Below are 26057 nucleotides of genomic sequence, written 5' to 3' on the forward strand. Positions count from 1 at the left end.
GCTGGTACCCAATCACGGCGTCACCGTGTTGTGCGATATCCCAACACCAGCACCCCGCCCCGCCCTTCAGCAGATCGACTCCGCCCTGTTCCCAGTGCAATTGGACCACGAACGGTACGGGTGTGCCATTGTCTTGTGACGAGTCACCATCGAACTCAGAACGATGTGGTTATGTCATCACTGTCGAAATCCCCTGCATCCGAACGCAGTTCCGCCAGGATCCGAACGAGCGCCAGTAACTTGTCACGCGCCAGCCCGGGGCGTGCGAACACCAGCGAGTTCAGGCGCTCGGTGGCCTCGACCGCCAACGTGCGTCCCTGTTCGGTGATTTCGACCAGCGTGGTGCGCCGATCGCTCGGATGTGGGATGCGTCGAACGTATCCCACCGACTCGAGGCGATCGACAGCGTTGGTCACGCTCGTGGGATGCACCTGCAGACGTGCACTCGCCTTCGCCATCGGCAGAGCGCCGTTCTTGGTGAAGGTCAACAACGTCAGCAATTCGTAGCGCGAAAAGGTCAGTCCCGTCGGCTTCAACGCTTCCTCGACTCGTGCCAGCATGATCTGCTGCGCCCGCATCAACGACGTCACCGCGGCCATACCGTCGGCGGCCTCGGACCAGCCGTGCTTGGTCCACTGGCGGTGTGCCTCTGCAATGGGATCGAGGGGAAGCGGAGACGGTGCTGGCATACCGACCATCCTCCCACGGTGCCCGGTTCCAGCGTCTACCGAATCACGACGCGAGGTACTGCGAGGGGAACCCGATCGGTGATCGCGGTTGTCGCGCGCGAGATCTGCTCTCGGGCATCGGCTGTGCGGGCGGTGTCGGCGTCGCCCGATGCCAACGCACTGTCCAGCAGTTCCAGTTGGGTCAGGACGGCGTCGACGTTCTCGGAGGACTGTGCTGCGCGACCGACTCGCTCGGCGAGACGAATGCCGGCCTGCACCACCATGGGGCTGCCGGTGCCGTAGATCCGCACGGCATCGAGGGCATGGTCGATCAGCGACGGAACGGCGACGCGGCGGGTGATCACCCGCACGGTGCCGTCGGAGCCGCAACGAGCGCGAGCGGGCATGGGGCGCTGAACGACTGCGACGAGTCCGACCGTGAGATCGTCGATGGCGTTGCGTGCCGTGTACGGATCGTTGACCCCCGTCGACAAGGCGCGCACCGCCATTTCGGTCATCTGCTCGACGGCGAAAGCGATGTCGTGCCGGGGTGTTCGACTGGTGCCGATGTCGAACGACCCTCGAACTCGTGCGAACGCATTTTCGGAGATATCGGCCGAGCGATCGGCCAGAACATCGGCCAGTGGCTCACCGGCAACGACATGTTCACCGGGCACTCGATGGATGTCGATCAATGTGTCGGTGTCGGCAGCGATGTCCAACAAGCCGTTCTCGTCGATGTCGATGATCACCCCGGACTCCTCGGCCAGCACCGTGGTGTAGACGGGCGGCTTGACGATGCCCTCCGCCGACGCGGCATCGGCGGGTTGCTCGGGTGGGTACAGCGCGTCGACGGACTCCGACAGTTCGTCTCGGACGCGGCCGGACAGCGTCGCCACCTGGATCGACTGCGCGATGTGATGAATGAAGTAGACGAGCACACCCACGTCGACCACCGCGAGCGCAACGGCAACGTTGACGGCGATGTCCGGAACGAAGACGGACCCATCGGATTCGATCGAGCGAATCGACCGCAGCACCATCAGCGAGTACAGGAACTTGGCACCGAAGATTCCGAGCACCACCTGGTTGCCGCGATCGGCCATGAAGTTGCGCACCAGGCGGGGGCCGTACGAGGAACTGGCGGTGGCGAGAACCGAGATGGTGATGGAGAACGACGTCGCGGCCACACCGAGCATCGACCCGCCGATGGCACCGAGGATGTCGCGGCTGCCACTGGCACCCACGTGATAGAGCAGCGAGCCCGTCAGATCCACACGAGTGTCGAGCAGATAGCGATCGAGACTCACCAGAGCCTGCGCGAGCACGAGTGCGACAACTCCGAGGACGGCGGGAATGAACCAGAACGATTCCCGCAGCTTCGCCATGTGTTCCTTCATGACGCACAGTCTTCCCGCGGGCGTCCGAACCAACCCTCGGTATTCGAATCACGGTGATCGAACAGGGTCGATTCGTTACCCATCAGGCGAGCAGAGTCGGCTTTCGTGCCACGGTGACGGCCCAGTCCGCGTCGTCGTGCCAGGTCCGCAGATCCCAGGTCGCGAATCTGTGTTCGAGGACGAAGCCGGCCGCCGCCAGATCCGCGTCGAGCATGTCGACGGTGTACTCCCGATCGGTAGCGAATCCGGTCACGAACACCCCGCCGTCGGTCAGGTGTGCCCAGATGCGTTCGAGCGCTGCGCGTTCGGTTCCGGGTTTCATGAAGACCAGTACGTTGCCCGCGGCCACGGCCGCGTCGAAGGTCCGGCCGAGATCCAGCGTCGTCAGATCGGCGACGTGCACGTCGAGTTCGGAATGTGCGCGCGCTGCCTCGGCCAGAACCGGATCGAGATCCACTGCGGTCACCCGGTGTCCGCGTCGGGCCAACTCCACACCGAGTCGGCCGGTACCGCATCCGGCATCGAGAATGCTCGACGCGGGGGAGACCACCGCGTCGACCATGCGGGCCTCGCCGTGCAGATCCACGCCACGTTCGGCCAGGCGGTCGAAACGCTCGATGTAGCGTGCGGAATCGTCTGCGGAGTTCTCGGCCTGCCAGCGTGTGGTCACCCCGTCAGGGTAGGTCAGCTCAGTTCCTCGAGGGCGGACTGGGCTTCGGCGACGCGAGCGCGGGCCGCCTCGAGTACCTCCGCCGTCGACTCCGCCTGTAGGACACTGGCCTCGTTCGCTTCTCGCGCAGCCTGCGCGGTGGCCCTGGCTGCCTCCAACTGGAACTCGATTCGCTCTACTTCTGCTGCAGCACTGTGTAATTCGGACGCTTTTCGTTCGGTGTCGGACCGGGCGTCCTCGGCTTCGGTTCGTGCGGCATCGAGATCGGATTCGGCCGACTCGAGTTCGGCGAGCAGCCGGTTCCGTTCGGCTTCGTCCGCTTCCTGCCGGTCGTCCTCGATCTCCGAAGACGGCGAGTCGGACTCGTCGGACTCGGCACCGTCATTCTCGTCGGGCGGGTCGGGAACGAGGGAGAGCAGCGCAGGTCCGAAGCCGCTGTACGTTTCGGCCACTACGGTTCGGCCGGCACGCACGCGGTCGCGTATCTCGGCATCGGCCATCGCTGCGTTCAGGGTGTTGGAGATCTCGCGGGCAGCGTTGTCGCCGACGGTGGTCCCGGTCTCGCGTCCCAGCGAGACTGCACGATCGGTCAGGGCGCGTATCGAAGTGCTTCGAGCAGTGGACAATTCACGCAGCCGGGGGCCGTCGCCGCGCTGCTGGGCTCGTTCGAGTTGCTCGCCCAGATCGAACAGTTCAGCCAGAGCCGATTCGTCTCGCCGAGCGAGTGTGTTCACCAACCACGCCACGACCGTGGGCTTGCGGAGGGAACCGATGCGGGTGGCACCGGCTTTGTCGCCGGCCTTCTTGAAGCGGGAAACGTATGCGGTGCGGTGCGAGACGAAATCGGTGGGAGGGAGCGAATACAGATCGTCGACGACGGTCTCGACTCCGGGGAGATTCTCGGACATCGACGTCCACCGTCTCGTTCGAGCAGCCACCGAGCGACGGTGACGTGCGTGAAAGATGTGTGCCCCCGGCAGGATTCGAACCTGCGGCCTTTCGCTCCGGAGGCGAACGCTCTATCCCCTGAGCTACGGGGGCGCACCGGCATCAGCCGGTGTGCCTGTTGGGCTGTACGAAAGACTAGCGCATGTCCGACGGGAGTCGAAATCACCCCTCGGGCAGCGGCTGCGCACCCTTCTCGGCGAGCATCTGCTTCATCAGCGTCGACTCGCTGGTCTGGGTGGCAACCATGGACTGCGCCAGATTGATCACCGCAGGCGACTGCGCGTGAGTCTGCGCGTACTCCATCATCGCCAGGCCACCCTCGTGGTGGCGCAGCATGAGCTGGAGAAACATCACGTCGACGTCCGAGCCGGTGGCTTGGCGAAGCTCGGCGAGCTCGGCCGAACTGGCCATGCCCGGCATGGCCCTGGTGGGGTCCGAGGATCCGGGCTCCATGGACATCCCGCCCATCGAGTGACCGTGCGAGTCGTCCTCGGCCATCCAGGTCATGTACCCGTCGGTCGAGATCGGCGCTCGGTCCCACAGAGCCAGCCAGCCCTGCATCTGTCCTACCTGGTTCTGCTGCGAGGTGAGCATGTCGAACGCCAGGTTCTTGACGGCTTGATCGGAGGCGTTGGTCAGCGCCACCGCGGCCATCTCGATGGCCTGGTTGTGGTGCACGGTCATGTCCTGAGCGAAGCCGACATCGACCGAGTCCGCGGCGGGTGCACTGTCGTCGCCGCCCAACGGACTCTGCACCAGAAAGCCCACGGCGAAGCCGATTGCCAGGACGGCGATCAGCGCGAGCGCCACCAGCGCGGTGCGCTGACTCGGCTTGGTTGCGGTTGTGGTGGCTTCCGCATTCTCGGTCGGTGTCGGTTCGGTCATCAGTTCGTGGGGATCTGGAGATCGCTCGGCAGCTGCATCCCGCCGGTACCACCGGTCTCGCTGGCGTCGGGAGTGATCCCGGCACCGTCCATCGGCACTGCGTCCGCGCCGGGTGCGGAGGCATCGAACAGCGGCGGGTTGTCGGGATCGAAGCCGTCACCGGTGGTGTTCGGGACCGACGCGCAGCTGGCACCGACCTCCGGGTAGGCGAAGCGATTGAGTCGAAGTGCAGAGATGAACTGCCCGATGCGTTCGTCGTCCACGCTGTCCAGCTTGAGCTGGTGGCCCCAGGACTGCAGCGAGACCGGGGAGTCGAGGCCGGGGTACGGCGACATCATCATCTGCGTTTCGCCGTCGACGCGATCGGCGAGGGTCTGGACCTGGTCCGCGTTCAGATCGTCGGGGTTGTAGGTGACCCAGACGGCACCGTGTTCGAGCGAGTGCACCGCGTTCTCGGTACGAATGGCCTCGGGATAGACGATGCCCGTGCAGGTGGCCCACACGGCATCGTGCGGTCCACCGAACGGCGGCGACTGGTCGTAGGCGACCCGCTGCGTGCGCCCGACGTGCAGAGCCGCGGGGTACTCCTGCACGGTCACACCCTCGATGCCGGTCGACGGATCCTGATTGGCCTCGCTGGGCGCGAATTTCTGCGCCTCGGCTCGGTCCTGGTACTTCGGATACAGATTGATCCCGAGGCCAGCAACGAGACCGACGACAACGACGACACCGGCAACGGTCAGCCAGGGAATCTGCCTGCCCGTGGCAGTGGGCACTCCGCCCTTCTTCTTACGAGCTGACTTCTTGTTGGCTGCATTGATGGCTTTGTCTGCCTTCGCAGCCGACTTGTTCTGACTGCCTTTGTCGGGACCCGTTGGCATCGCTGTAGTTGCTCTCTCAGTCGAGGAAAGGTGGTGGTCGGTCGCGCTGGTGCTGCGTATCTGCTGGTGACGGCATCATTGGATGAGCGTCGGCGCAGAGCGTCCTCACTGTACGTTCTCTGCCTGAGAGCGTGCTCAGAGCCTGCGCGGACCGCGTCGGCCGAGGCTGCTCGCGGGCAGACGGGCAGTGGATGCGAGGACGCCGCGCACCAGCCAATAGGATAGCTACCTGTGACTCCCGCCGATCTTGCCGAACTGCTGCACGCGACCGCCGCGAAGGTGCTTGCCGACCGCGGCCTGGATGCATCCGTCCTCCCTGCGAAGCTGACCGTCGAGCGTCCCCGAAATCCCGAGCACGGCGACTACGCGACCAACGTGGCACTCCAGGTCGCGAAGAAGGCCGGAGCCAATCCCCGCGACTTCGCCGGCTGGCTCGCCGAGGCTCTCGCCGCCGACGCCGCCATCGCCGAGGCCGATGTCGCAGGCCCCGGATTCCTGAACATCAGACTGGCCGCTGCAGCGCAGGGCGAGATCGTTGCCCGCGTACTCGCGGCGGGCGCGGCATTCGGCAACGGTTCCTCGATGGCGGGCAAGAAGGTCAATCTCGAGTTCGTCTCGGCCAACCCCACCGGTCCGGTACACCTCGGCGGTACCCGGTGGGCAGCCGTCGGCGATGCACTCGGCCGCATCCTGACCGCTCACGGGGCAGAGGTCACCCGCGAGTACTTCTTCAACGATCACGGCGCTCAGATCGCGCGCTTCACCCACTCGCTCATCGCCGCCGCGAAGGGTGAGCCTGCACCCGACAACGGCTACGCGGGCGAATACATCGCCGACATCGCCGCGCACGTGCTCGCCGAGCGACCCGACGCGCTCGCTCTGGACACCGAGGCGCAGGAAGAGGCGTTCCGGTCCATCGGCACCGAGCTGATGTTCGATCGGATCAAGGCGAACCTGCACGAGTTCGGTGTCGACTTCGACGTCTACTTCCACGAGAACTCGCTGTTCGAGTCCGGTGCCGTCGACAAGTCGGTCGAGTACCTCAAGACCTCGGGGAGTCTCTACGAGGAGGACGGGGCCTGGTGGCTGCGGTCCACCGACTTCGGTGACGACAAGGATCGTGTCGTCATCAAGAGCGACGGCAACGCCGCCTACATCGCCGGCGACATCGCCTACTTCCAGAACAAGCGGCAGCGCGGCTTCGATCTGTGCATCTACATGCTCGGAGCGGACCACCACGGGTACATCGGACGACTCAAGGCGGCCGCGGCGGCATTCGGCGACGACCCCGAGACGGTCGAGGTCCTCATCGGCCAGATGGTCAACCTCGTCCGCGACGGCGTGGCCGTGAAGATGAGCAAGCGTGCCGGAACCGTCATCACCCTCGACGACCTGGTCGAAGCCATCGGCGTCGACGCCTCCCGGTACGTGATGATCCGTTCGTCCGTCGACTCAAGCATCGACATCGACCTCGCGCTGTGGGCGAGCGCGAGCAACGAGAACCCGGTCTACTACGTCCAGTACGCTCACGCCCGCCTTGCCTCGCTCGCGCGCAACGCCGCCGAACTGGGAATCAGCGCGCAGCAGCCGGATCTGAGCCTGCTCACCCACGAGCAGGAAGGCGAGCTGATCAGGACGATCGGCGAGTATCCACGAGTGGTGGCCAGTGCCGCCGAACTACGCGAACCACACCGGATCGCCCGCTACCTCGAAGAGCTGGCGGGGGCCTACCACCGTTTCTACGGTGCGTGTCGAGTACTTCCACAAGGAGACGAGGAGCCCGGACCTGTGAACACCGCACGACTGGCGTTGGGGAACGCGACCCGGCAGGTCCTGGCCAACGGCCTCGAACTGCTCGGGGTCAGCGCACCGGAGCGCATGTGAGCGCACATCCGGCAGGCCCGAAACATGCCGACACTCCCGCCAAACAGTCGACGTCACATCGACCGGCCGACGCGTCCGAGATGACGACGCTGCCCGAGCAGGTGTGGCCCCGCAACGCCGAGCGTGGTGGGGACGGCACCGTCCGTCTCGCCGGAGTGTCGGTCACCGACCTCGCGGAGCAGTACGGCACACCGTTGTTCGTCGTCGACGAAAACGACTTCCGTTCGCGCTGCCGTGAAATGGCGGCAGCGTTCGGGGCACCCGAACGAGTTCACTACGCCTCCAAGGCTTTCCTGTGCGGAGAGATCGCACGTTGGGTGGCCGACGAAGGACTCTCGCTCGACATCTGCTCCGGAGGCGAGCTGGCCATCGCGTTGGCTGCCGGATTCCCGGCCGACCGAATTGCCATGCACGGCAACAACAAATCGGTCGCCGAGCTCGAGGCAGGCGTGCGCGCAGGCGTCGAACATGTGGTTCTCGACTCCAACATCGAGATCGACCGTCTCGACGGCGTCGCCGGCGCAGCCGGTGTGGTCCAGGACGTTCTGATTCGCATCACCGTCGGTGTCGAAGCGCATACGCACGAGTTCATCGCCACCGCGCACGAGGATCAGAAGTTCGGCTTCTCGCTCGCCGACGGCTCGGCGCTCGAAGCCGTCCGGCGCGTGTTCGCTGCCGACAACCTTCGCCTCGTGGGACTGCACAGCCACATCGGTTCGCAGATATTCGAGGTCGACGGCTTCGAGCTGGCAGCGCACAAGGTCATCGGGCTGCTCCGAGACATCGTCTCGGAGTTCGGCGTCGACAAGACCGCACAGATCTCGACACTGGATCTCGGTGGCGGCATGGGTATTTCGTATGTACCGACCGATGATCCGCCCCCGGTCGAGCAGCTCGCGGCGAAGTTGACCGCCATCGTGGAGACGGAATCCGCCGCAGTAGGACTGCCTGTTCCGACGATCGCCGTCGAGCCCGGCCGCGCCATCGCCGGACCGGGCACCGTCACGCTCTACGAGGTCGGCACGATCAAGGATGTCACCGTCGACAAGTCGACGCGCAGGCGCTACATCAGCGTCGACGGCGGCATGAGCGACAACATTCGCACCTCGCTGTACCAGGCCGAATACGACTGTCGATTGGTCTCGCGCTCGAGCGATGCCGAGGCCGTCGTGGCTCGGGTGGTCGGAAAGCATTGCGAGAGCGGCGACATCGTCATCAAGAACACATGGATGCCGGCAGACGTCGGGCCGGGTGACCTGCTCGCGGTAGCGGCCACCGGGGCCTACTGCTACTCCATGTCCAGTCGCTACAACCTGCTGACGCGACCCGCTGTGGTCGCGGTCAAGGACGGGCACTCGCGCCTGATCCTGCGGCGGGAAACCATCGAAGATCTGCTCAGCTTGGAGGTTCAGCCATGACATCGAAGCCGATAGGCGTCGCCGTACTCGGACTCGGAAACGTCGGCAGCGAGGTCGTTCGAATCCTCACCGAGAACGCCGAGGACTTCGAGGCGAGAATCGGTGCGCCACTGGAGATTCGGGGCATCGCTGTGCGTCGGGTCGACGGCGATCGTGGAGTACCGGCCGAGTTGCTCACCGACGACCCGGCAGAACTGGTCGGCCGCGACGACGTCGACATCGTCGTCGAGGTGCTCGGCGGCATCGACATTCCCCGCAAGCTGGTGCTGTCTGCTCTGGAGAAGGGCAAGTCCGTCATCACGGCCAACAAGGCACTGCTGGCCGAGTACACCGGAGAGCTCGCCGACGCGGCCGAGAAGTCCCGTGCCGACCTGTATTTCGAGGCCGCTGTGGCCGGAGCCATTCCCGTGGTTCGTCCGCTGATGCAGTCCCTCGCGGGTGACCGTGTCAACAAGGTTGCCGGCATCGTCAACGGAACCACCAACTTCATCCTCTCCGCCATGGACGAGACCGGAGCGGACTACGCCGAAACCCTCGCCGAGGCAGGGCGTCTGGGCTACGCCGAGGCCGACCCGACCGCTGACGTCGAGGGTTACGACGCTGCATCGAAGGCCGCCATCCTGGCGTCCATCGCGTTCCACACGCGGGTCACCGCCGGTGACGTGTACCGCGAGGGAATCAGCAAGATCACCTCCGACGATCTCGAAACCGCGAAGTCCCTGGACTGCACCATCAAGCTGCTGGCCATCTGCGAGCGCATCGTGACGCCCAAGGGCAAGGAGCGAATCTCCGCTCGGGTCTATCCCGCGCTCGTTCCGCTGAACCACCCGTTGGCATCGGTGAACGGTGCGTTCAACGCCGTGGTCGTCGAAGCCGAGGCCGCCGGCCGCCTGATGTTCTACGGCCAGGGTGCCGGCGGTGCGCCGACCGCGTCTGCAGTACTCGGCGACCTGGTGATGGCCGCTCGCAACAAGTTCTACGGCGGACGGGGCCCACTCGAATCCAAGTACGCCAAGCTCAAGGTGGCCCCTATGGGTGACATCCTCACTCGCTACTACGTCAGCATGCAGGTCGCGGACAAGCCGGGCGTTCTCGCCACGGTGGCGGCCGAGTTCTCCAAGCGCGACGTCAGCATCTCCACGGTGCGTCAGCAGGGCTCGGGTGACGGAGCCAGGCTCGTCGTCGTCACGCACCTCGCGGCCGACTCCGCACTGTCCGACACCGTTGCATCCCTCGAGCAGCTCGACGTCGTCGTCAACGTCGCCAGCGTTCTCCGATTGGAAGGCACCACCGTATGAGCGTCCACACCCCCTGGCCCGGTCTGATCGAGGCATACCGCTCCCGTCTGGCGATCGGCCCGGATTGGAAGACCGTCACGCTGCGCGAGGGCGGCACCCCGTTGTTGCCTGCCGGGCACCTGTCCGAACTGACCGGATGCACAGTGCATCTGAAGGTCGAGGGGCTCAACCCCACCGGCTCGTTCAAGGACCGCGGGATGACCATGGCCGTCACCGACGCGCTCGCCCGAGGCCAGGAAGCCGTTCTCTGCGCCTCGACCGGCAACACTTCGGCCTCCGCGGCCGCCTACGCGGCCAAGGCCGGAATGAGCTGTGCCGTACTGGTTCCGCAGGGCAAGATCGCCATGGGCAAGCTCGCTCAGGCAGTCATGCACGGAGCCAAGATCATTCAGGTGCAGGGCAACTTCGACGATTGCCTCGAACTGGCCCGCAAGACCACGGCCGAGTTCCCGACCATCGGTCTGGTCAACTCCGTGAACCCCGTCCGCATCGAAGGCCAGAAGACCGCGGCCTTCGAGATCTGCGACGCCCTCGGCGACGCACCGGACATCCATGCTCTGCCGGTCGGCAACGCGGGCAACATCACCGCGTACTGGCGCGGCTACTCGGAGTACTTCCGGGACGGTCTCACCACGCGCAAGCCGCGGATGCTCGGAGTCCAGGCCGCGGGCGCCGCTCCTCTGGTTCACGGTGCGCCGGTGAAGGATCCGGAGACGATCGCCACCGCAATCCGGATCGGCTCGCCCGCATCCTGGAACGGTGCCGTCAACGCCAAGGAAGAATCGAACGGAGCATTCCGCGCAGCGACCGACGAGGAGATCCTCGAGGCGTACCGATTGATCGCGAAGACCGAGGGTGTGTTCGTCGAGCCCGCCTCCGCGGCCAGTGTCGCCGGGCTGCTCGCAGCTCGAAAGGAAGGCTGGCTCGAACCGGGCCTGACCGTCGTGTGCACGGTCACCGGAAACGGTCTCAAGGATCCCGACACAGCTCTGTCGGGAATGCCTGTCGTAGAGCCGATCTCGGTCGATCCCGTCGCTGTCGCGGCTGCGCTCGAGCTGGCCTGAGTTGACGGAATCTCCGGCCATGACGACGACACTCCCCATCGGGCTCACGGTCACCGCGCGAGTCCCGGCGTCCAGTGCCAATATCGGACCCGGATTCGACAGTCTCGGAATCGCTTTGGGGCTGTACGACGAGATCGAGGTCAAGACCACCGCGTCGGGACTTCGGATTCACGTCGACGGTGAGGGTTCGGCGGACGTGCCGTGGGGGCCGACGCATCTGGTGGTGCGTGCCATCGAGCGGGGGCTCGAAGCAGCCGGAGTGTGGGCCGACGGCCTTGATGTCCACTGCCGCAACGTGATTCCTCATTCGAGGGGTCTCGGTTCCTCGGCGTCGGCTGTGGTCGGGGGCCTCGCCGCCGCCAATGCGCTCGCCGCGAAAGTGGATCCGTCGCTCGCGCTGTCGGAGAGCCAGCTCGTCCAGCTGTCGTCGGAATTCGAGGGTCATCCCGACAATGCGTCGGCGAGTTGTCTCGGCGGTGCGGTCGTGTCGTGGAGCGAACCGCCCAATGCCAGTGTGACGGCGCGGAAGTACGCAGCCGTGCGACTCGAGGTTCATCCGAGTATCAAGGTCGTCGTGCTCGTACCGTCGGAGCGCTCGTCGACGTCACACACCCGGGGATTGTTGCCCGAGTTGGTGCCTCATCGTGACGCGGCCTTCAATGTCAGCCGAAGTGCACTTGCAGTGGTGGCGCTGACCGAGCGTCCGGATCTGTTGATGTCCGCGACGGAGGACCTGCTGCATCAAGGCCAGCGCGCCCAGGCGTTGCCCGACACCACTCGCTGGATCGCCACCTTGCGCGCGCGGTCCATCGCAGCCGTGGTGTCCGGCGCGGGCCCGACGGTCATGGCGCTGTGCACCGAGGAGTTTCCTGCCGATCTGCGCGAGGCCGCATCGGCCGAGGGGTGGCGAGTTCTCGACCTCGAGGTGGCCGACGGAGTCACCGTCGCGTGACAAACGCGTCAGAAGGGTTCTTGCCGAGTGGGGACAACGGCGCTATGGTGAACCCTGTCCGTACATCGTGCGCTTCAGACGCCGGTTTCGTCAGGGCAATCAGGTCGCTGTATTCGGGGGATTCAAACGTCCGAGTGATGTGACGCTCCTGACTCGATCCTCCCCGTGGTTCTCTGCGGTCACGGATCGATGGTGTCGTCGACGGAGTGCGTCGAACATGAACGGCAATATCCGAGCTCGGCAGAACGCCGAACTGCGGAACGAACCCTCGGCTGCGCATCGAGCGAGCGAGGGAAGGAAAGGACCTCCGTGACCGATACGGAACTAATCTCTGCGCCCGAAACGTCACGCCGACGTGCAGGCCTGTCCGGAATGGTTCTCACCGAGCTGCGCAGCCTCGCTGGTGAACTCGGCATCAAGAGCGTTTCCGGTATGCGCAAGGGCGATCTGATCGCTGCGATTTCCGAGCGTCAATCGGGCAGCGCACCGGCCAAGTCGGACGCGCCCAAATCCGACTCACCGAAATCCGACGCACCCCGGTCGCGTCGTGCCGCTGCATCCGCGCCTGCTGTCGACGATCGGCCTGCAGCCGAGGCGGCACCGACGCAGTCGGCTCCCGAAGCTCCGTCCTCGGACGCACCCGCGACGCAATCGAGCGATTCTGCCGATGCGGCTCCCGAGACGGGTCGTCGTACACGCGGACGCCGTGCCGCAGGTCGGCGCGCCGGTGCCCCTGATCAGCTCCCGCTCGACGACAGCAACGATTCGGCCGGATCCGCTCCCGCGGCGACCGATTCGCCCGCAGCCGCGCCGCAGGCCGAGAAGCCGGACGAGACCGGCGACACCGCCGCCGAGCGCCCCCGTCGTAGTCGCGGCGAACGCAACCGCCAGGACGGGTCGGAGCGCGAACCGCGTGACCCCGACGGCAACCGCGACAACGCGAACCGCGACTCCGGAAACCGCAATCAGGGCGACGGCTCGAACCGCGAGAACGGCAACCGTGACAACGGAAACCGCAATCAGGGCGACCGGGACAACTCCAACCGCGACGGCGGTCGCAATCAGGGCGGTCGCAACCGCAATCAGGGCGACGGTCGCAACGACAACCGCAACGAGGATCGCAACAACGGTCCGCGCGACAACCGCGACAACAACCAGGACGACGACGGCGAAGGCCGGGGTCGTCGGGGTCGCCGGTTCCGTGAGCGGCGTCGTGGACGCGATCGCGGCGAGGGCAACGACGGCGGCGGCGGACGCGAGCGCGACACCGAGATCCGCGAGGACGATGTTCTTCAGCCGGTAGCCGGCATCCTCGACGTGCTCGACAACTACGCGTTCGTCCGCACCTCCGGCTACCTCGCCGGACCGAACGACGTCTACGTGTCGATGAATCTCGTTCGCAAGAACGGCCTTCGCCGCGGCGACGCGGTGACCGGCGCGGTTCGCGTGGCACGCGAAGGCGAGCAGTCCGGCCAGCGGCAGAAGTTCAACCCGCTCGTGCGTCTGGACACCGTCAACGGGGGAGAGGTCGAGGCCGCGCGCAAGCGTCCGGAATTCGGCAAGCTCACCCCGCTGTACCCCAATCAGCGGCTGCGCCTCGAGACGCAGCAGAACATCCTGACCACGCGCATCATCGACCTGGTGATGCCGATCGGCAAGGGTCAGCGCGCACTGATCGTCAGCCCGCCCAAGGCAGGTAAGACGAGCGTTCTGCAGGCCATCGCCAACGCGATCGCGATCAACAATCCCGAGTGCTACCTGATGGTCATCCTCGTCGACGAGCGTCCCGAGGAAGTGACGGACATGCAGCGCTCCGTCAAGGGCGAGGTCATCGCGTCGACGTTCGACCGGCCGCCGGGCGACCACACAGCCGTGGCCGAGCTGGCGATCGAGCGGGCGAAGCGTCTGGTCGAGGCCGGCCAGGACGTGGTGGTTCTGCTCGACTCGATCACCCGTCTGGGACGTGCGTACAACAACAGCTCGCCCGCATCGGGTCGAATCCTGTCCGGTGGTGTCGACTCGACCGCGCTGTACCCGCCGAAGCGATTCCTCGGTGCGGCTCGAAACATCGAGCACGGTGGATCGTTGACGATCATCGCCACGGCCATGGTCGAAACCGGATCCACCGGCGACACCGTGATCTTCGAGGAGTTCAAGGGCACCGGCAACGCCGAGCTCAAACTCGATCGCAAGATCGCCGAACGCCGCGTGTTCCCGGCCGTCGACATCAACCCGTCGAGCACCCGCCACGACGAGCTGCTTCTTGCTCCCGACGAGGCTGCCGTCGTGCACAAGCTGCGGCGCGTGTTGTCCGGACTCGACTCGCATCAGGCCATCGACCTGCTGGTCGACCGTCTGAAGAAGAGCAAGAACAACCTCGAGTTCCTGATGGAAGTCTCCAAGACTGCGCCGGGCGGGTCGAACGACTGACGGCTGTCAGCCGGATAGTGCGTCCGGGGAACAAGCCGACAGGTGCGCGCGTTGTAAGCATCTGTCGGCACAGAAGTACCGGCGATTAGCAGGTCAGATGCACGCTCTGGCATAATCAACGGCCGAGTCCGGTTCCGGTTCACGTCTTCGATCGGCGAAGACGACCCGGCGACCACTAGAGAGAACGGTAAGGACACCATGAAGGCAGGAATTCACCCCGACTACACACTGACGACAGTCGTCTGTGGTTGCGGCAATACTTTCGAGACCCGAAGCACCACCGACAAAGAGCGCATCAGCGTCGAGGTCTGCTCGCAGTGCCACCCCTTCTACACCGGCAAGCAGAAGATTCTCGACACCGGCGGCCGCGTCGCCCGCTTCGAGGCTCGCTACGGCAAGCGCGCCGGCAAGAAGGCCGACGCAGACAGCTAGCTGTTTCGCCGACGCCCGTCCTGTGCATCACAGGACGGGCGTCGGCTTTTTTGTGTCCACATTCAGTTGCACCGGCGTTCGAGAGTGAGTCATCAAATGGCGAGAACAGACAAGCCTTCGGCCATCGACGACATCCTCGCCGAGCACTCAGGACTCGAGCAGCAACTCGCCGACCCGGCACTGCACAACGATCCGTCCGCGGCCCGCAGAGCAGGTAAGAGATTCGCCGAACTGGCCCCCATCATGTCCGCACACACCAAGCTGACCTCCGCGCAGGACGACCTCGAAGCCGCTCGTGAGCTGGCGGCCGACGATTCGTCGTTCGCGGCCGAGATCCCCGACCTCGAGGCGACCGTGTTGCACCTCGAGCAGACTCTGACCGACCTGCTGGCACCACGCGACCCGCACGACGGCGACGACATCGTGATGGAGGTCAAGTCGGGTGAGGGCGGCGAGGAATCGGCGCTCTTCGCGGCCGATCTCGCGCGGATGTACGTGCGCTACGCCGAACGCCGCGGGTGGCGCGTCGAGGTGCTCGACGCGAATGTCTCGGACCTGGGTGGATACAAGGACGCGACCCTGTCGATCAAGACGAAGGACCCGCTCGACGGCGTCTGGGCCCGGTTGAAGTTCGAGGGTGGGGTCCACCGCGTGCAGCGGGTACCGGTGACCGAATCGCAGGGGCGCGTGCACACCTCCGCGGCCGGCATCCTGGTGTACCCCGAACCGGACGAGGTCGAAGAAGTTCAGATCGACGAGTCCGACTTGCGCATCGACGTGTATCGCTCGTCGGGCAAGGGTGGTCAGGGCGTCAACACCACCGACTCCGCAGTCCGGCTCACTCACCTGCCCACCGGCATCGTGGTGACCTGCCAGAACGAGCGATCGCAGCTGCAGAACAAGGCGCGCGCGATGCAGGTTCTCGCCGCTCGCCTCCAGGCGGCCGCCGAGGAAGCGGCCAACGAAGAGGCCTCGGCCGGTCGAGCCAGCCAGGTGCGTACCGTCGACCGCTCGGAGCGGATCAGGACGTACAACTATCCCGAGAATCGCATCACCGATCACCGCATCGGCTTCAAGGCGCACAACCTCGACGCCCTGCTCGACGGAGAGATGGATGCGTTGCTCGACGCGCTCGCCAAAGCGGACCGCGACGCTCGCATGCAAGCAGAGTAGTTGCGGCGCATAGCTTTACAGATTTCGCCGGGCTGATTCGCCGATCGGTGCGATACCCTGGCGGCCAGGTTCGACCCCGCAACAGCGCCCGAGAGGCACACCAGAGATGAACCAGGCCCTGACCCCCGCAGGCGAGAACGCCGTGTCCGAGCTGTCGTCGCGCTACGGCGTCTCGACGGACGCCGTCCGCACGATGCTCGACGCCGTCAACAACGGCCGCGGCACCATGGCGCAGTTCAACATTCCCGAGCTCGGCGGCAGTGGGCAGTGGATGCGCGGCGGAATGACCATGGTGGGCAACATGTTCGATCACGGACTCAAGAGCCGGGTCGACGGCCTCTGCCGCGATCTGTCTGCGGTGCTCTCGCAGCATCAGGTGTATCCGCCGCGGGAGACCGGCAGCAGCTCGTTCGGTGGCAACTCGTTCGGCGGCGGCTCGTGGTGGCCGTCGGATCTCGGTGCGCCGAGCTCGAGCGGTGGTCAGAACGGCTCGCAGTACGCAGTGTTCCCGGGATCGCGACGCCTCGCCGTGTTGGTCGGCGGCGAATTGGCCGTGTACGACACTCTTGATCACTCCATCGGCGGAGTCCAGCAACAGCAGGGCGGCGGACCGGGCTCGCTCGAGTTCACCAGCCAGTACGGCACGTTCACCGCCGGTAGCCTGCCTCGCGTCGATCAGCAGTCGAGCGGAACGAACTCGCAGAACCAGCCGGCGCCGCAATCCGCTCCGCAGGCCTACGTGCAACCTTCCTCGCCGCAGCAGTCCTCGCCGCAACCGTCTTCGAACCAGGGGTCTCAGGGCACACCGTCGGGCGTCGACATCTCCGACATCACGGCTGCGATCGAGGCACTCGCAGGGCTGCACGCGAAGGGCTTCCTCACCGACGACGAGTTCTACGCCAAGAAGTCGGAGTTGCTGGGGCGGCTGTGACCGGGTTGTCGGTGCCGCGTGGCAGTCTGTACAGGTGAGCCGAAAGCCGTTACGTCTGGCCATCCTCGAAGCAACGTCGATGCTCGATGCTGCCGGTGTGCCGAGCCCACGGGTCGATGCTGAGCTGCTCGCCGCACATCTCGTCGGCGTGGATCGAGGCCGTCTCGGTCTGGTTCCTCTCGTCGAACCCGAGGTTGTCGAGGCGTACTTCCGCACCGTCGAGCAACGCGCGAAACGCATTCCGCTGCAATACATCACGGGAACGACCTCGCTGGGCAACATCGACGTCGAAGTAGGACCGGGCGTGTTCGTGCCCCGGCCGGAAACCGAATTGTTGTTGGCCTGGGCTCTGGCGTTCCTCGAAAACGTCGACCACCATCCGCCGGTGATTCTCGATCTGTGCACGGGCTCGGGCGCATTGGCACTCGCGATCGCCAACGCTCGGCCCGACGCCGTCGTCCACGCGGTCGAGCTCGACCCGTCGGCATTGGCGTGGGCCCGGCGCAATGCCGATCTGCGCAGCGGCCACGGCGACACTCCGATCACACTGCACCACGGCGACGTCACTGCAAAAGATCTGCTGACCGAACTCGACGGTGCAGTCGACATGATCGTCGCCAACCCGCCCTACATCCCGGAGGGGGCAGACCTCGATCCCGAGGTGATCGATCACGATCCGCACATGGCGCTGTTCGGCGGTGCGGACGGACTGTCGGTCATCGAACCGATGATCGGCAACATCGCCCGCTGGCTTCGGATCGGCGGTGGTGTCGCTATCGAACACGACGACTCCAACGGCAGCGAGGTGGCGGCATTTCTGTCCAGGCGACGAGTGTTCACCGAGGTCACCGCGCATCCGGATCTGGCAGGCAGGCCCCGGTTCGTCGTCGCCGCACGGGCACACCCGGCCCCGGCCTGACGACGGGAACGGCAGGCGGGCGACACCTGACATCACTTCGTTATCGGAGGTGGAAGGATAGGTGCCGTGAGTACCGTCTACGACTGCCGTGAAGCCGACGCGCGCGCTGCCGGATTGACCGCTGCCCGCGGTGCCCTCAAGTCCGGCCGACTCGTCGTGATGCCCACCGACACCCTGTACGGGATCGCCGCCGATGCATTCGACGGCAGCGCTGTCACGGATCTGCTGCGAGCCAAGGGCAGGGGACGCGATATGCCGGTCCCCGTGCTCGTCGGTTCGTGGAACACCATCGATGGCTTGGTCCAGAGCGTCCGGCCACGCACCCGAGACCTGATTCGTGCCTTCTGGCCCGGCGCGCTGAGCATCGTCGTGCAACAGGCTCCGTCCCTGGCCTGGGATCTGGGTGACGCCCAGGGCACCGTCATGTTGCGGATGCCGCTGCACCCGGTTGCCCTCGAGCTGTTGCGCGAGGTCGGCCCACTCGCGGTGTCCAGTGCCAACATCTCCGGCAGTCCACCCGCCACCACCGTCACGGAGGCGCGAGATCAACTCGGCGGCTCGGCGGCTGTCTACCTCGACGGGGGACCGGCCGAGCACGCGGTGGCGTCGACCATCGTGGATCTGACGAGCGATCGTGCACGAATTCTGCGGGTCGGTGCCATTCCCACCGAGAAGATTGCCGAGGTTCTCGGTGTCACCGCCGAAAGCCTGGTCCCGGGGGCGTCCTGACATGCCTATCCGTTCCGCATGAGCGTCGAGATGCTGGCTCAGTCGAATCTGGGCGCAGGTGTTCCCATTCGCGAGCTACTGCTGGTCTTTCTCACGGCCGCCGTAGTCACGTTCTTCGCCACCGGTGGCGTCAGAGTGGCGGCGATCAAGTTCGGTGCCGTTGCCATTCCCCGCGATCGTGACGTCCACGTGCAGGCCACCCCGAGGCTCGGGGGAGTGGGCATCTACGTGGGCATGCTGGCTGCGCTGCTCTTCGCGTCGCAGCTGCCTGCGCTGGCTCGCGGATTCGACGTCGCCTACAACCGCGACATTCCCGCCGCACTGGTTGCCGGCTTCGTGATCGTGCTGGTCGGCGTCATCGACGACCGATGGGGTCTCGACGCCCTGACCAAGTTCGTGGGCCAGGTGACGGCGGCCGGAGTTCTCGTCATCATGGGTGTGAGCTGGGTCGTGCTGTATCAGCCGTGGGGCGGTGAAGAGGGACAGCCTGGAACCACGCTCGTGCTGGACCAACTGCAAGCCGGCCTGGTGACCGTTCTGATCACCGTCGTGATCGTCAATGCGATGAACTTCGTCGACGGTCTCGACGGGCTGGCGGCCGGTCTCGGGCTCATCTCCTCGGTGGCGATCTGCATCTTCTCGGTGGGGTTGCTGCAGGAGCAGGGCGGCGACGTCGGGGTCTACCCACCGGCTCTGATCGCAGCGGCGCTGGCGGGCGCGTGCCTGGGTTTTCTGCCGCACAACTTCCAACCCGCGCGCATCTTCATGGGAGATTCGGGATCGATGCTGATCGGTCTGACGCTGGCCACGATCTCGACCAGTGCCTCGGGGCGGATCCCGTTGACGGCGTACGGTCCACGCGATCTGCTCGGTCTGCTGTCGCCGCTGCTGCTGGTCGGGGCCGTGATGCTCATCCCGATTCTCGACCTGCTGCTGGCTGTCATCCGCCGTACTCGAGCAGGGCGGAGTCCCTTCAGCCCCGACAAGATGCACCTGCACCATCGGCTGCTGCAGATCGGACACTCGCACCGTCGAGTGGTGTTGGTGATCTACCTGTGGGTCGGTGTCCTCGCTTTCGGGGCGGTGGGGTCGTCCCTGTTGGACCGCCGAATAGTGGTACTCCTGGTTGCAGCCGGTCTGGTGTTCGCGCTGGTCGTCACGGCTGTGCCCACGTTGAGGGTGGACCGATCGCAGCGGTCGATAGCGCGAGGCGCTCGGCGGGGCGGCTGATCCCGTCGGCTGTTCGCGGTCGCGTGCTGGGTACCCTCGACAACTGTGACCTTCACTCCGCAGTCCATGCCCGACCAATTCGCGCCGCTTCGCGCCGCAGTCCGATACGGACTCATCGGACTGGTGGTGCTGACCGTGGTGAGCGTGGGTATATCCGTGGCCGCGGCCGGAACGCCCGGCTTGTGGGGATCGATCATCGGTGTGGCAATCGGCGGAGGCTTCGTCATCACGACGGCGTTGTCGGTTGCTCTGACCACTCGTTTCCCGGCCTCGGCGGTCGGAGCCCTGTTGTTGGGCGGTTGGTTGGTGAAGATGGTGATCGCCCTGATCGTGCTGGTCGCACTCAAGGATGCCGACTTCTACAACCGCTACTCGCTTGGCCTGACCATTCTCGGTGCGCTCGTGGTCGTGCTCGGGGCAGAGGTCTTCGGTGTCGTCAAGACCAAGGTCGCCTACGTGGACAGCGTTCCCGCCGAGGACAAGACCGACGATCGGTAGTACGACAGCCTGTCGTAATCGGTTAAGCTGAGGGCCGCCTACACAACGTCGTAGTTCTGTTGATAAAGTTTGCATCAAGCGGTGGGCAAGACCGGGACGAAAGAGACTTTTTCCCCGGACTCGACCCCGCAGGTAGCAGTCAGCGTGAGCTTCCTTACAGTAGGCCCGGAGTCATCGACTTCGGCAACGTAAGGTTCCGCCCTGAGAGTTGCCGAGTCGACGTGAGTCGCCGACACCCGACAGACGCTTGGCCGATGAAGACCGGGCCTCAGCCTCTGACGATTGCGAGCCGATTTTCGTCGACTTGATAGATCGTCATTGTCCGATCGAACCGCAGTCGCTACCCGGCTGCGGCCCGAACACGGGAGAGACCGCTGAGCGTCACCACCCTGGCTGCGGAATACAGTCCGCCGTCACTATCCGATTTCTTTCCTCCCGCGGTGCTGTTCGAGGGGACCCCGTTCGAGCTCGACCGACTGATGCTCATTCGCATCCTGATGTCGGCGATTCTGATCATCTTCATGGTGGTTGCCCTCCGCAGCCCGAAGATCGTTCCGCGTGGTCTTCAGAACGTCGGAGAGATCGCTCTCGATTTCGTTCGGATCCACGTCGCAGAAGATGTGCTCGGCAAAGAACAGGGTCGCCGGTTCCTGCCCGTCATCATGACCATCTTCTTCACTGTGTTCGCGGTGAACGCGAGTGCCGTCATTCCGTTTCTGAACATCTCGTCGAACGCCCGCATCGGTCTACCGATCGTGCTCGCTGCGGTTGCATACGTCGCGTTCATCTACGCAGGTGTCAAGAAGTTCGGAGTCGGGAAGTTCGTCAAGGGCACCATCGTCATCCCGGGCATTCCTCCGGCGATGCACGTGCTGCTGATCCCGCTCGAGTTCGTCTCGAACTTCGTCCTTCGCCCGTTCACGTTGACGGTGCGTCTGCTCGCCAACATGCTGGCCGGCCACATCATGCTCGTGCTGTTCTTCAGCGCGACCCAGTTCTTCCTCTTCGAGGCGTCGGCCGGGCTGAAGATCTTCGCGGCACCCTCGCTCATCATGGGCTTCCTGTTCACGATGTTCGAGATGCTGGTCATCTTCCTCCAGGCCTACATTTTCGCGCTGCTCACGGCGATCTACATCGATCTGTCGCTGCACGCCGACTCGCACTGACCGACCAACTGACCGAACCAGCTACACCGCCACCTCCGACACCCGGATGTGGACCGAAGAAAGGGAACGGAAAACCCAATGAGCCTTGAAGTTCTGGCCCAGGCGCAGGAAATCACCGCAAGCGGATACGGCGCCATCGGCTACGGCCTCGCAGCGATCGGTGGTGGCATCGGCCTCGGCCTAGTCGTCGCCAAGAACATGGAAGCGACCGCTCGTCAGCCCGAGCTGGCCGGTCAGCTCCGTACCACCATGTTCCTCGGCATCGCATTCACCGAGTCCCTCGCCCTGATCGGCCTCGTCGCCGGCTTCATTCTCTGAGAGCGCGATGACAAACGCGATTACGTTGCTGGCGGCGGAGGGGGAGGAGTACAACCCTCTTCTGCCCGCAACCTACGACATCGTTTGGTCGATCGTCTGTGTCGCGGCAATCGGCTTCCTCTTCTGGAAGTACGTGGTGCCGCGCTTCACCAAGGTTCTCGCTGAGCGTTCCGAGCTCATCGAAGGCGGAATCAAGAAGGCCGAAGAGGCACAGGCGGAAGCCAAGGCTGCACTCGAGCAGTACCACGCTCAGCTGGCCGACGCCCGTTCCGAGGCCGCGCAGATCCGTGAGGAAGCGCGCACCCAGGGGCAGGCGATTCTCGCCGAGATGAAGGAAAAGGCGCAGGAAGAAAGCGACCGGATCGTGGCCGCAGGTCACAATCAGCTCGTTGCTCAGCGTCAGCAGATCGTCACCGAGCTTCGGGGAGATCTGGGACGCACGGCCGTCGAACTCGCTGAGAAGGTCATCGGAGAGCAGTTGTCCGACGACGCGAAGCGTTCCAGTTCGATCGATCGCTTCCTCAACGAGTTGGATTCCGTCACCGCGGACTCCGCATCCGGAAAGTGAGTCGAACCATGTACGCAACTTCTCGTGAGGCACTCGCTCGCACGCGGTCGGTTGCCCACGAAGCTCTGGGGTCCGCGTCGGCAGGCGAGGCAACAGCCGTCGCTGCTCAGACCGGTGCCGAGTTGTTCGCCGTCGTCGAGACTCTCGACGCGCAGCGCACGTTGCGTACCGCTCTGGCCGATTCGTCGGTCGAGGGCGTTCGGCGAAGCGATCTGGCCGGAGAGGTCTTCTCCGGCCAGGTGTCGAGTGCAACGGCGACGATCGTCAAGGCCGCTGCCGGCGAAAGCTGGTCCACCGCTCGCGACCTGCTGAACTCGCTGGTCGAGCTGGGACGTGAAGCTCTGCTTCGCGCCGCTGCCGATCAGGATCAGTTGGACACGGTCGAGGACGAACTGTTCCGGCTCGGACGGATCGTGGCAGCCAACCCGCAGCTCGAGCAGGCCCTGTCCGATCGCTCGAAGCCTTCGCAGGCCAAGCGCGAACTGCTCGGTCGCCTGCTCTACGGCAAGGTCACCGCGGTCACCGAGGCGCTCGCAGTTCAGGCTGTGACGCGTCCGCGCAAGGCGGCTCCCGCCGACGTACTGAACGGACTGGCCGATCTGGCCGCCGAACAGCGCGACCGCGCGGTTGCACACGTCCGCAGCGCAGCCCCACTGAGCGACAGTCAGCTCGAGAAGCTGACGGCAACTTTGACCCGCACGTACGGCAAGCAGGTCACGGTGCATGTAGAGGTCGATACCGAACTGCTCAGCGGACTTGTCGTTCGTATCGGCGACGAGGTCATCGACGGTAGCGGGGCAGGCCGCCTCGCTGCATTGCGAAAGACGCTCAAATAGTCCGACACGGACACAGTAACGAGAAGAAGCGTCTCGACTTTCGAGACATTTCACCCCGCGATCATTTGAAGGAAGAGCAGGAAACACTATGGCGGAGCTGACGATCTCCTCCGACGAGATCCGTAGCGCGATCGATAACTTCACCGCGAGCTACTCACCGGAGTCTTCCCGCGAGGAGGTCGGCACGGTTACGGACACGAGCGACGGAATCGCTCACGTGTCCGGATTGCCGTCGGCGATGTCCAACGAACTCCTGGAATTCCCCGGCGGAGTCCTCGGTGTCGCGCTGAACCTGGATGCCACCGAAATCGGTGCCGTCATCCTCGGTGACTACGAGCACATCGAAGAAGGCCAGGAAGTCAAGCGCACCGGAGACGTGCTGTCGGTCCCCGTGGGCGACGGCTACCTCGGCCGCGTCGTCGACCCCCTGGGCAAGCCCATCGACGGCCTCGGCGACATCGAGTCCTCCGAGACCCGCGCCCTCGAACTGCAGGCTGCCTCGGTGCTCGAGCGTCAGCCCGTCGAGGAGCCGCTGCAGACCGGTATCAAGGCGATCGACGCCATGACTCCGATCGGCCGCGGCCAGCGTCAGCTCATCATCGGCGACCGCAAGACCGGCAAGACCGCGGTCTGCATCGACGCGATCCTGAACCAGAAGGCCAACTGGGAGAGCGGTGACGAGAAGAAGCAGGTTCGCTGCATCTACGTCGCCATCGGCCAGAAGGGCTCCACGATCGCAGGCGTCAAGGCTGCTCTCGAAGAGCAGGGCGCACTCGAATACACGACCATCGTCGCGGCTCCCGCGTCCGATTCGGCCGGCTTCAAGTGGCTCGCCCCGTACACCGGCTCGGCCATCGGCCAGCACTGGATGTACCAGGGCAAGCACGTCCTCATCGTGTTCGACGACCTGACCAAGCAGGCCGAGGCGTACCGCGCCATCTCGCTGCTGCTGCGTCGCCCGCCGGGCCGCGAGGCATACCCCGGTGACGTCTTCTACTTGCACTCCCGTCTGCTGGAGCGTTCGGCGAAGCTGTCCGACGAGCTCGGTGGCGGATCGTTGACGGCTCTGCCGATCATCGAGACCAAGGCCAACGACGTCTCGGCGTACATCCCGACCAACGTCATCTCGATCACCGACGGCCAGGTCTTCCTGGAGTCGGACCTGTTCAACAAGGGCGTCCGTCCCGCGATCAACGTCGGCATCTCGGTGTCCCGAGTCGGCGGCGCGGCGCAGACAAAGGGCATGAAGAAGGTCTCCGGATCTCTTCGCCTCGAGCTCGCTCAGTTCCGCGAGCTGGAAGCCTTCTCGGCGTTCGCATCCGACCTCGACGCGGCCTCCAAGGCGCAGCTCGAGCGCGGCGCACGTCTGGTCGAGCTGCTCAAGCAGGATCAGTACGCTCCGGTTGCCGTCGAAGATCAGATCGTCTCGATCTGGCTCGCAGGCCAGGGCACGTACGACTCGGTGCCCGTCGGCGACGTGCGTCGCTTCGAGACCGAGCTGCTCGAGGATCTGCACCGCAACGCCAGCGGCGTCTACGACAGCATTGCCGGCGGCAAGGCTCTCGACGAGGACAACCAGAAGGCACTGACCGAGGCGACCGAGAAGTTCAAGGCCGGATTCGTCGACTCGGACGGCAACCGCGTCGTCAACGAGGCAGAGGCCGACACTCTGAACGCCGATGAGGTCAGCCAGGAGCAGGTCAACGTCACCCGCAAGACAGTCAGCAAGTAGGCCGGCGATGACAGGTGACAAGACGAGCACAGAAGGGAGCGTGAACAGCTAGATGGCAAGCATTCTCGAGCTTCGCTCCCGCATCAAGTCGGTCAACTCGACCAAGAAGATCACCAAGGCACAAGAGTTGATCGCGACATCGCGAATCACCAAGGCCCAGGCCCGCGTTGCTGCATCGAAGCCGTATGCGGAAGAGATCACCAAGGTGCTCTCTGCTTTGGCGAGTGCATCGAGCTCACTCGATCACCCGCTGCTCAACGAGCGCCCCGAGCCCAAGCGTGCCGCGGTTCTGGTCGTGACCAGCGACCGCGGTATGTGCGGTGGCTACAACTCCAACGTGCTCAAGGAGACGGAGGAGCTGTTCCAGCTGCTCCGCTCCGAGGGCAAGGATCCGGTCATCTACGTCCTCGGCGCAAAAGGCCTGGGCTACTACACATTCCGCGAGCGGGACGTGAAGGGTGCCTGGACGGGCTTCTCGCAGGAGCCCGGGTACGCCGACGCGGCCAAGGCGAGCAAGCACCTGGTCGAGCTGTTCATGGCCGGCTCGGGCACCGAGGTCGACGCTCCCAACGGTGAAGGCACCGTCGAGGGCGTGGACGAGTTGCACATCGTCTACACCCGCTTCGTGTCGATGCTCACGCAGAAGCCCGAAGTTCGTCGTATGGCACCGCTCGAAATCTCGTACACCGACGAGGAATTCGAGATGGGTGCAGACGCGTTGAGCGATTCGCCGACCGCAGATGTGCAGGCACAGTACGAGTTCGAGCCGGAAGCAGGAACTCTGCTCTCGGCGCTGCTGCCCAAGTACATCAGCACCAGGATCTACGCGTCGTTGCTCGATGCAGCAGCGTCGGAGTCCGCGGCGCGTCGTACCGCCATGAAGGCAGCGACGGACAACGCGAACGAATTGGTCGAGACCCTGAGCCGTCAGGCCAACCAGGCTCGGCAGGCCCAGATCACCCAGGAAATCAGCGAAATCGTCGGTGGCGCCAACGCGTTGGCCGACAGCGCAGGAAGTGACTAAGCA

The 26057-nt window shown here is 64.9% G+C and carries 25 protein-coding genes and 1 tRNA gene; 19 read left to right on the forward strand and 7 right to left on the reverse strand.

Going from position 1 to position 26057, the window contains the following annotated elements; all coding sequences use genetic code 11:
* Positions 1–155: 155 nt before the first annotated feature.
* The 7 genes from CH251_RS19510 to CH251_RS19540 form a co-directional block, all read right to left on the reverse strand.
* Complete coding sequence (locus CH251_RS19510; protein WP_094614649.1) at positions 156–689, reverse strand: MarR family winged helix-turn-helix transcriptional regulator; 534 nt, start codon at positions 687–689, stop codon at positions 156–158.
* 35 nt (positions 690–724) lie between these two features.
* Positions 725–2068, reverse strand: a complete 1344-nt coding sequence (locus CH251_RS19515) for a DUF2254 domain-containing protein (protein WP_094614630.1) — start codon at positions 2066–2068, stop codon at positions 725–727.
* 82 nt (positions 2069–2150) lie between these two features.
* Positions 2151–2738, reverse strand: coding sequence for a class I SAM-dependent methyltransferase (locus CH251_RS19520; RefSeq protein WP_094614631.1), 588 nt, complete (start codon positions 2736–2738; stop codon positions 2151–2153).
* Between the two features lie 14 nt (positions 2739–2752).
* Entirely contained in the window at positions 2753–3646 is an 894-nt protein-coding gene (locus CH251_RS19525) for a hypothetical protein (RefSeq protein ID WP_094614632.1), read from the reverse strand.
* Between the two features lie 60 nt (positions 3647–3706).
* Positions 3707–3779: transfer RNA gene (locus CH251_RS19530), tRNA-Arg, on the reverse strand.
* A 69-nt stretch (positions 3780–3848) separates the two neighbouring features.
* Positions 3849–4571 carry a DUF305 domain-containing protein gene (locus CH251_RS19535; RefSeq protein WP_094614633.1) on the reverse strand — a complete coding sequence of 241 codons (723 nt, stop codon included), beginning with the start codon at positions 4569–4571 and terminating at the stop codon, positions 3849–3851.
* On the reverse strand, positions 4571–5452 hold the full coding sequence (locus CH251_RS19540; protein WP_094614634.1) for a DUF3105 domain-containing protein: 882 nt from the start codon (positions 5450–5452) through the stop codon (positions 4571–4573). Before CH251_RS19540 ends, CH251_RS19535 begins: the two co-directional genes overlap by 1 nt.
* 231 nt (positions 5453–5683) lie before the next feature.
* On the opposite strand from CH251_RS19540, the gene argS reads away from it, so the two are divergent.
* The 19 genes from argS (at position 5684) to CH251_RS19640 (ending at position 26054) form a co-directional block, all read left to right on the forward strand.
* The gene (gene argS / locus CH251_RS19545) at positions 5684–7336 is read left to right on the forward strand and encodes an arginine--tRNA ligase (protein WP_094614635.1); all 1653 of its coding nucleotides are present in this window, start codon (positions 5684–5686) and stop codon (positions 7334–7336) included.
* Entirely contained in the window at positions 7333–8754 is a 1422-nt protein-coding gene (lysA, locus tag CH251_RS19550; protein ID WP_094614636.1) for a diaminopimelate decarboxylase, read from the forward strand. Before argS ends, lysA begins: the two co-directional genes overlap by 4 nt.
* Complete coding sequence (locus CH251_RS19555; RefSeq protein ID WP_094614637.1) at positions 8751–10052, forward strand: homoserine dehydrogenase; 1302 nt, start codon at positions 8751–8753, stop codon at positions 10050–10052. The genes lysA and CH251_RS19555 overlap by 4 nt, the downstream gene beginning before the upstream one ends.
* Complete coding sequence (gene thrC / locus CH251_RS19560; RefSeq protein WP_027497914.1) at positions 10049–11116, forward strand: threonine synthase; 1068 nt, start codon at positions 10049–10051, stop codon at positions 11114–11116. Before CH251_RS19555 ends, thrC begins: the two co-directional genes overlap by 4 nt.
* Before the next feature lie 19 nt (positions 11117–11135).
* Positions 11136–12068, forward strand: coding sequence for a homoserine kinase (gene thrB / locus CH251_RS19565; protein WP_094614638.1), 933 nt, complete (start codon positions 11136–11138; stop codon positions 12066–12068).
* A 309-nt stretch (positions 12069–12377) separates the two neighbouring features.
* Positions 12378–14498, forward strand: a complete 2121-nt coding sequence (rho, locus tag CH251_RS19570) for a transcription termination factor Rho (RefSeq protein WP_094614650.1) — start codon at positions 12378–12380, stop codon at positions 14496–14498.
* Positions 14499–14696: 198 nt separating this feature from the next.
* A complete protein-coding gene (gene rpmE, locus CH251_RS19575; RefSeq protein WP_008715081.1) occupies positions 14697–14930 on the forward strand; it encodes a 50S ribosomal protein L31 in 234 nt (77 codons plus the stop codon).
* Positions 14931–15026: 96 nt separating this feature from the next.
* A complete protein-coding gene (gene prfA / locus CH251_RS19580) occupies positions 15027–16103 on the forward strand; it encodes a peptide chain release factor 1 (RefSeq protein ID WP_094614639.1) in 1077 nt (358 codons plus the stop codon).
* A 106-nt stretch (positions 16104–16209) separates the two neighbouring features.
* Positions 16210–17034 carry an SHOCT domain-containing protein gene (locus CH251_RS19585; RefSeq protein WP_094614640.1) on the forward strand — a complete coding sequence of 275 codons (825 nt, stop codon included), beginning with the start codon at positions 16210–16212 and terminating at the stop codon, positions 17032–17034.
* 34 nt (positions 17035–17068) lie between these two features.
* Positions 17069–17953, forward strand: a complete 885-nt coding sequence (prmC, locus tag CH251_RS19590) for a peptide chain release factor N(5)-glutamine methyltransferase (RefSeq protein ID WP_094614641.1) — start codon at positions 17069–17071, stop codon at positions 17951–17953.
* Positions 17954–18019: 66 nt separating this feature from the next.
* Entirely contained in the window at positions 18020–18682 is a 663-nt protein-coding gene (locus CH251_RS19595; protein WP_094614642.1) for an L-threonylcarbamoyladenylate synthase, read from the forward strand.
* Between the two features lie 18 nt (positions 18683–18700).
* Positions 18701–19912 carry a glycosyltransferase family 4 protein gene (locus CH251_RS19600; RefSeq protein ID WP_094614643.1) on the forward strand — a complete coding sequence of 404 codons (1212 nt, stop codon included), beginning with the start codon at positions 18701–18703 and terminating at the stop codon, positions 19910–19912.
* Positions 19913–19978: 66 nt separating this feature from the next.
* The gene (locus tag CH251_RS19605; protein WP_045199492.1) at positions 19979–20410 is read left to right on the forward strand and encodes a hypothetical protein; all 432 of its coding nucleotides are present in this window, start codon (positions 19979–19981) and stop codon (positions 20408–20410) included.
* A gap of 440 nt (positions 20411–20850) precedes the next feature.
* Positions 20851–21576, forward strand: a complete 726-nt coding sequence (gene atpB / locus CH251_RS19615) for a F0F1 ATP synthase subunit A (protein WP_032393520.1) — start codon at positions 20851–20853, stop codon at positions 21574–21576.
* A 78-nt stretch (positions 21577–21654) separates the two neighbouring features.
* Positions 21655–21894, forward strand: a complete 240-nt coding sequence (locus CH251_RS19620; protein ID WP_008715092.1) for an ATP synthase F0 subunit C — start codon at positions 21655–21657, stop codon at positions 21892–21894.
* A gap of 7 nt (positions 21895–21901) precedes the next feature.
* Entirely contained in the window at positions 21902–22462 is a 561-nt protein-coding gene (locus CH251_RS19625; protein ID WP_032393521.1) for a F0F1 ATP synthase subunit B, read from the forward strand.
* A gap of 8 nt (positions 22463–22470) precedes the next feature.
* The gene (locus CH251_RS19630; RefSeq protein WP_094614644.1) at positions 22471–23298 is read left to right on the forward strand and encodes a F0F1 ATP synthase subunit delta; all 828 of its coding nucleotides are present in this window, start codon (positions 22471–22473) and stop codon (positions 23296–23298) included.
* 88 nt (positions 23299–23386) lie between these two features.
* The gene (gene atpA / locus CH251_RS19635) at positions 23387–25030 is read left to right on the forward strand and encodes a F0F1 ATP synthase subunit alpha (protein WP_037193380.1); all 1644 of its coding nucleotides are present in this window, start codon (positions 23387–23389) and stop codon (positions 25028–25030) included.
* A gap of 52 nt (positions 25031–25082) precedes the next feature.
* Complete coding sequence (locus CH251_RS19640; protein WP_094614645.1) at positions 25083–26054, forward strand: F0F1 ATP synthase subunit gamma; 972 nt, start codon at positions 25083–25085, stop codon at positions 26052–26054.
* Positions 26055–26057: the final 3 nt, after the last annotated feature.

Source organism: Rhodococcus sp. 06-462-5, from assembly GCF_002258315.1.
Taxonomy (GTDB): domain Bacteria; phylum Actinomycetota; class Actinomycetes; order Mycobacteriales; family Mycobacteriaceae; genus Rhodococcoides.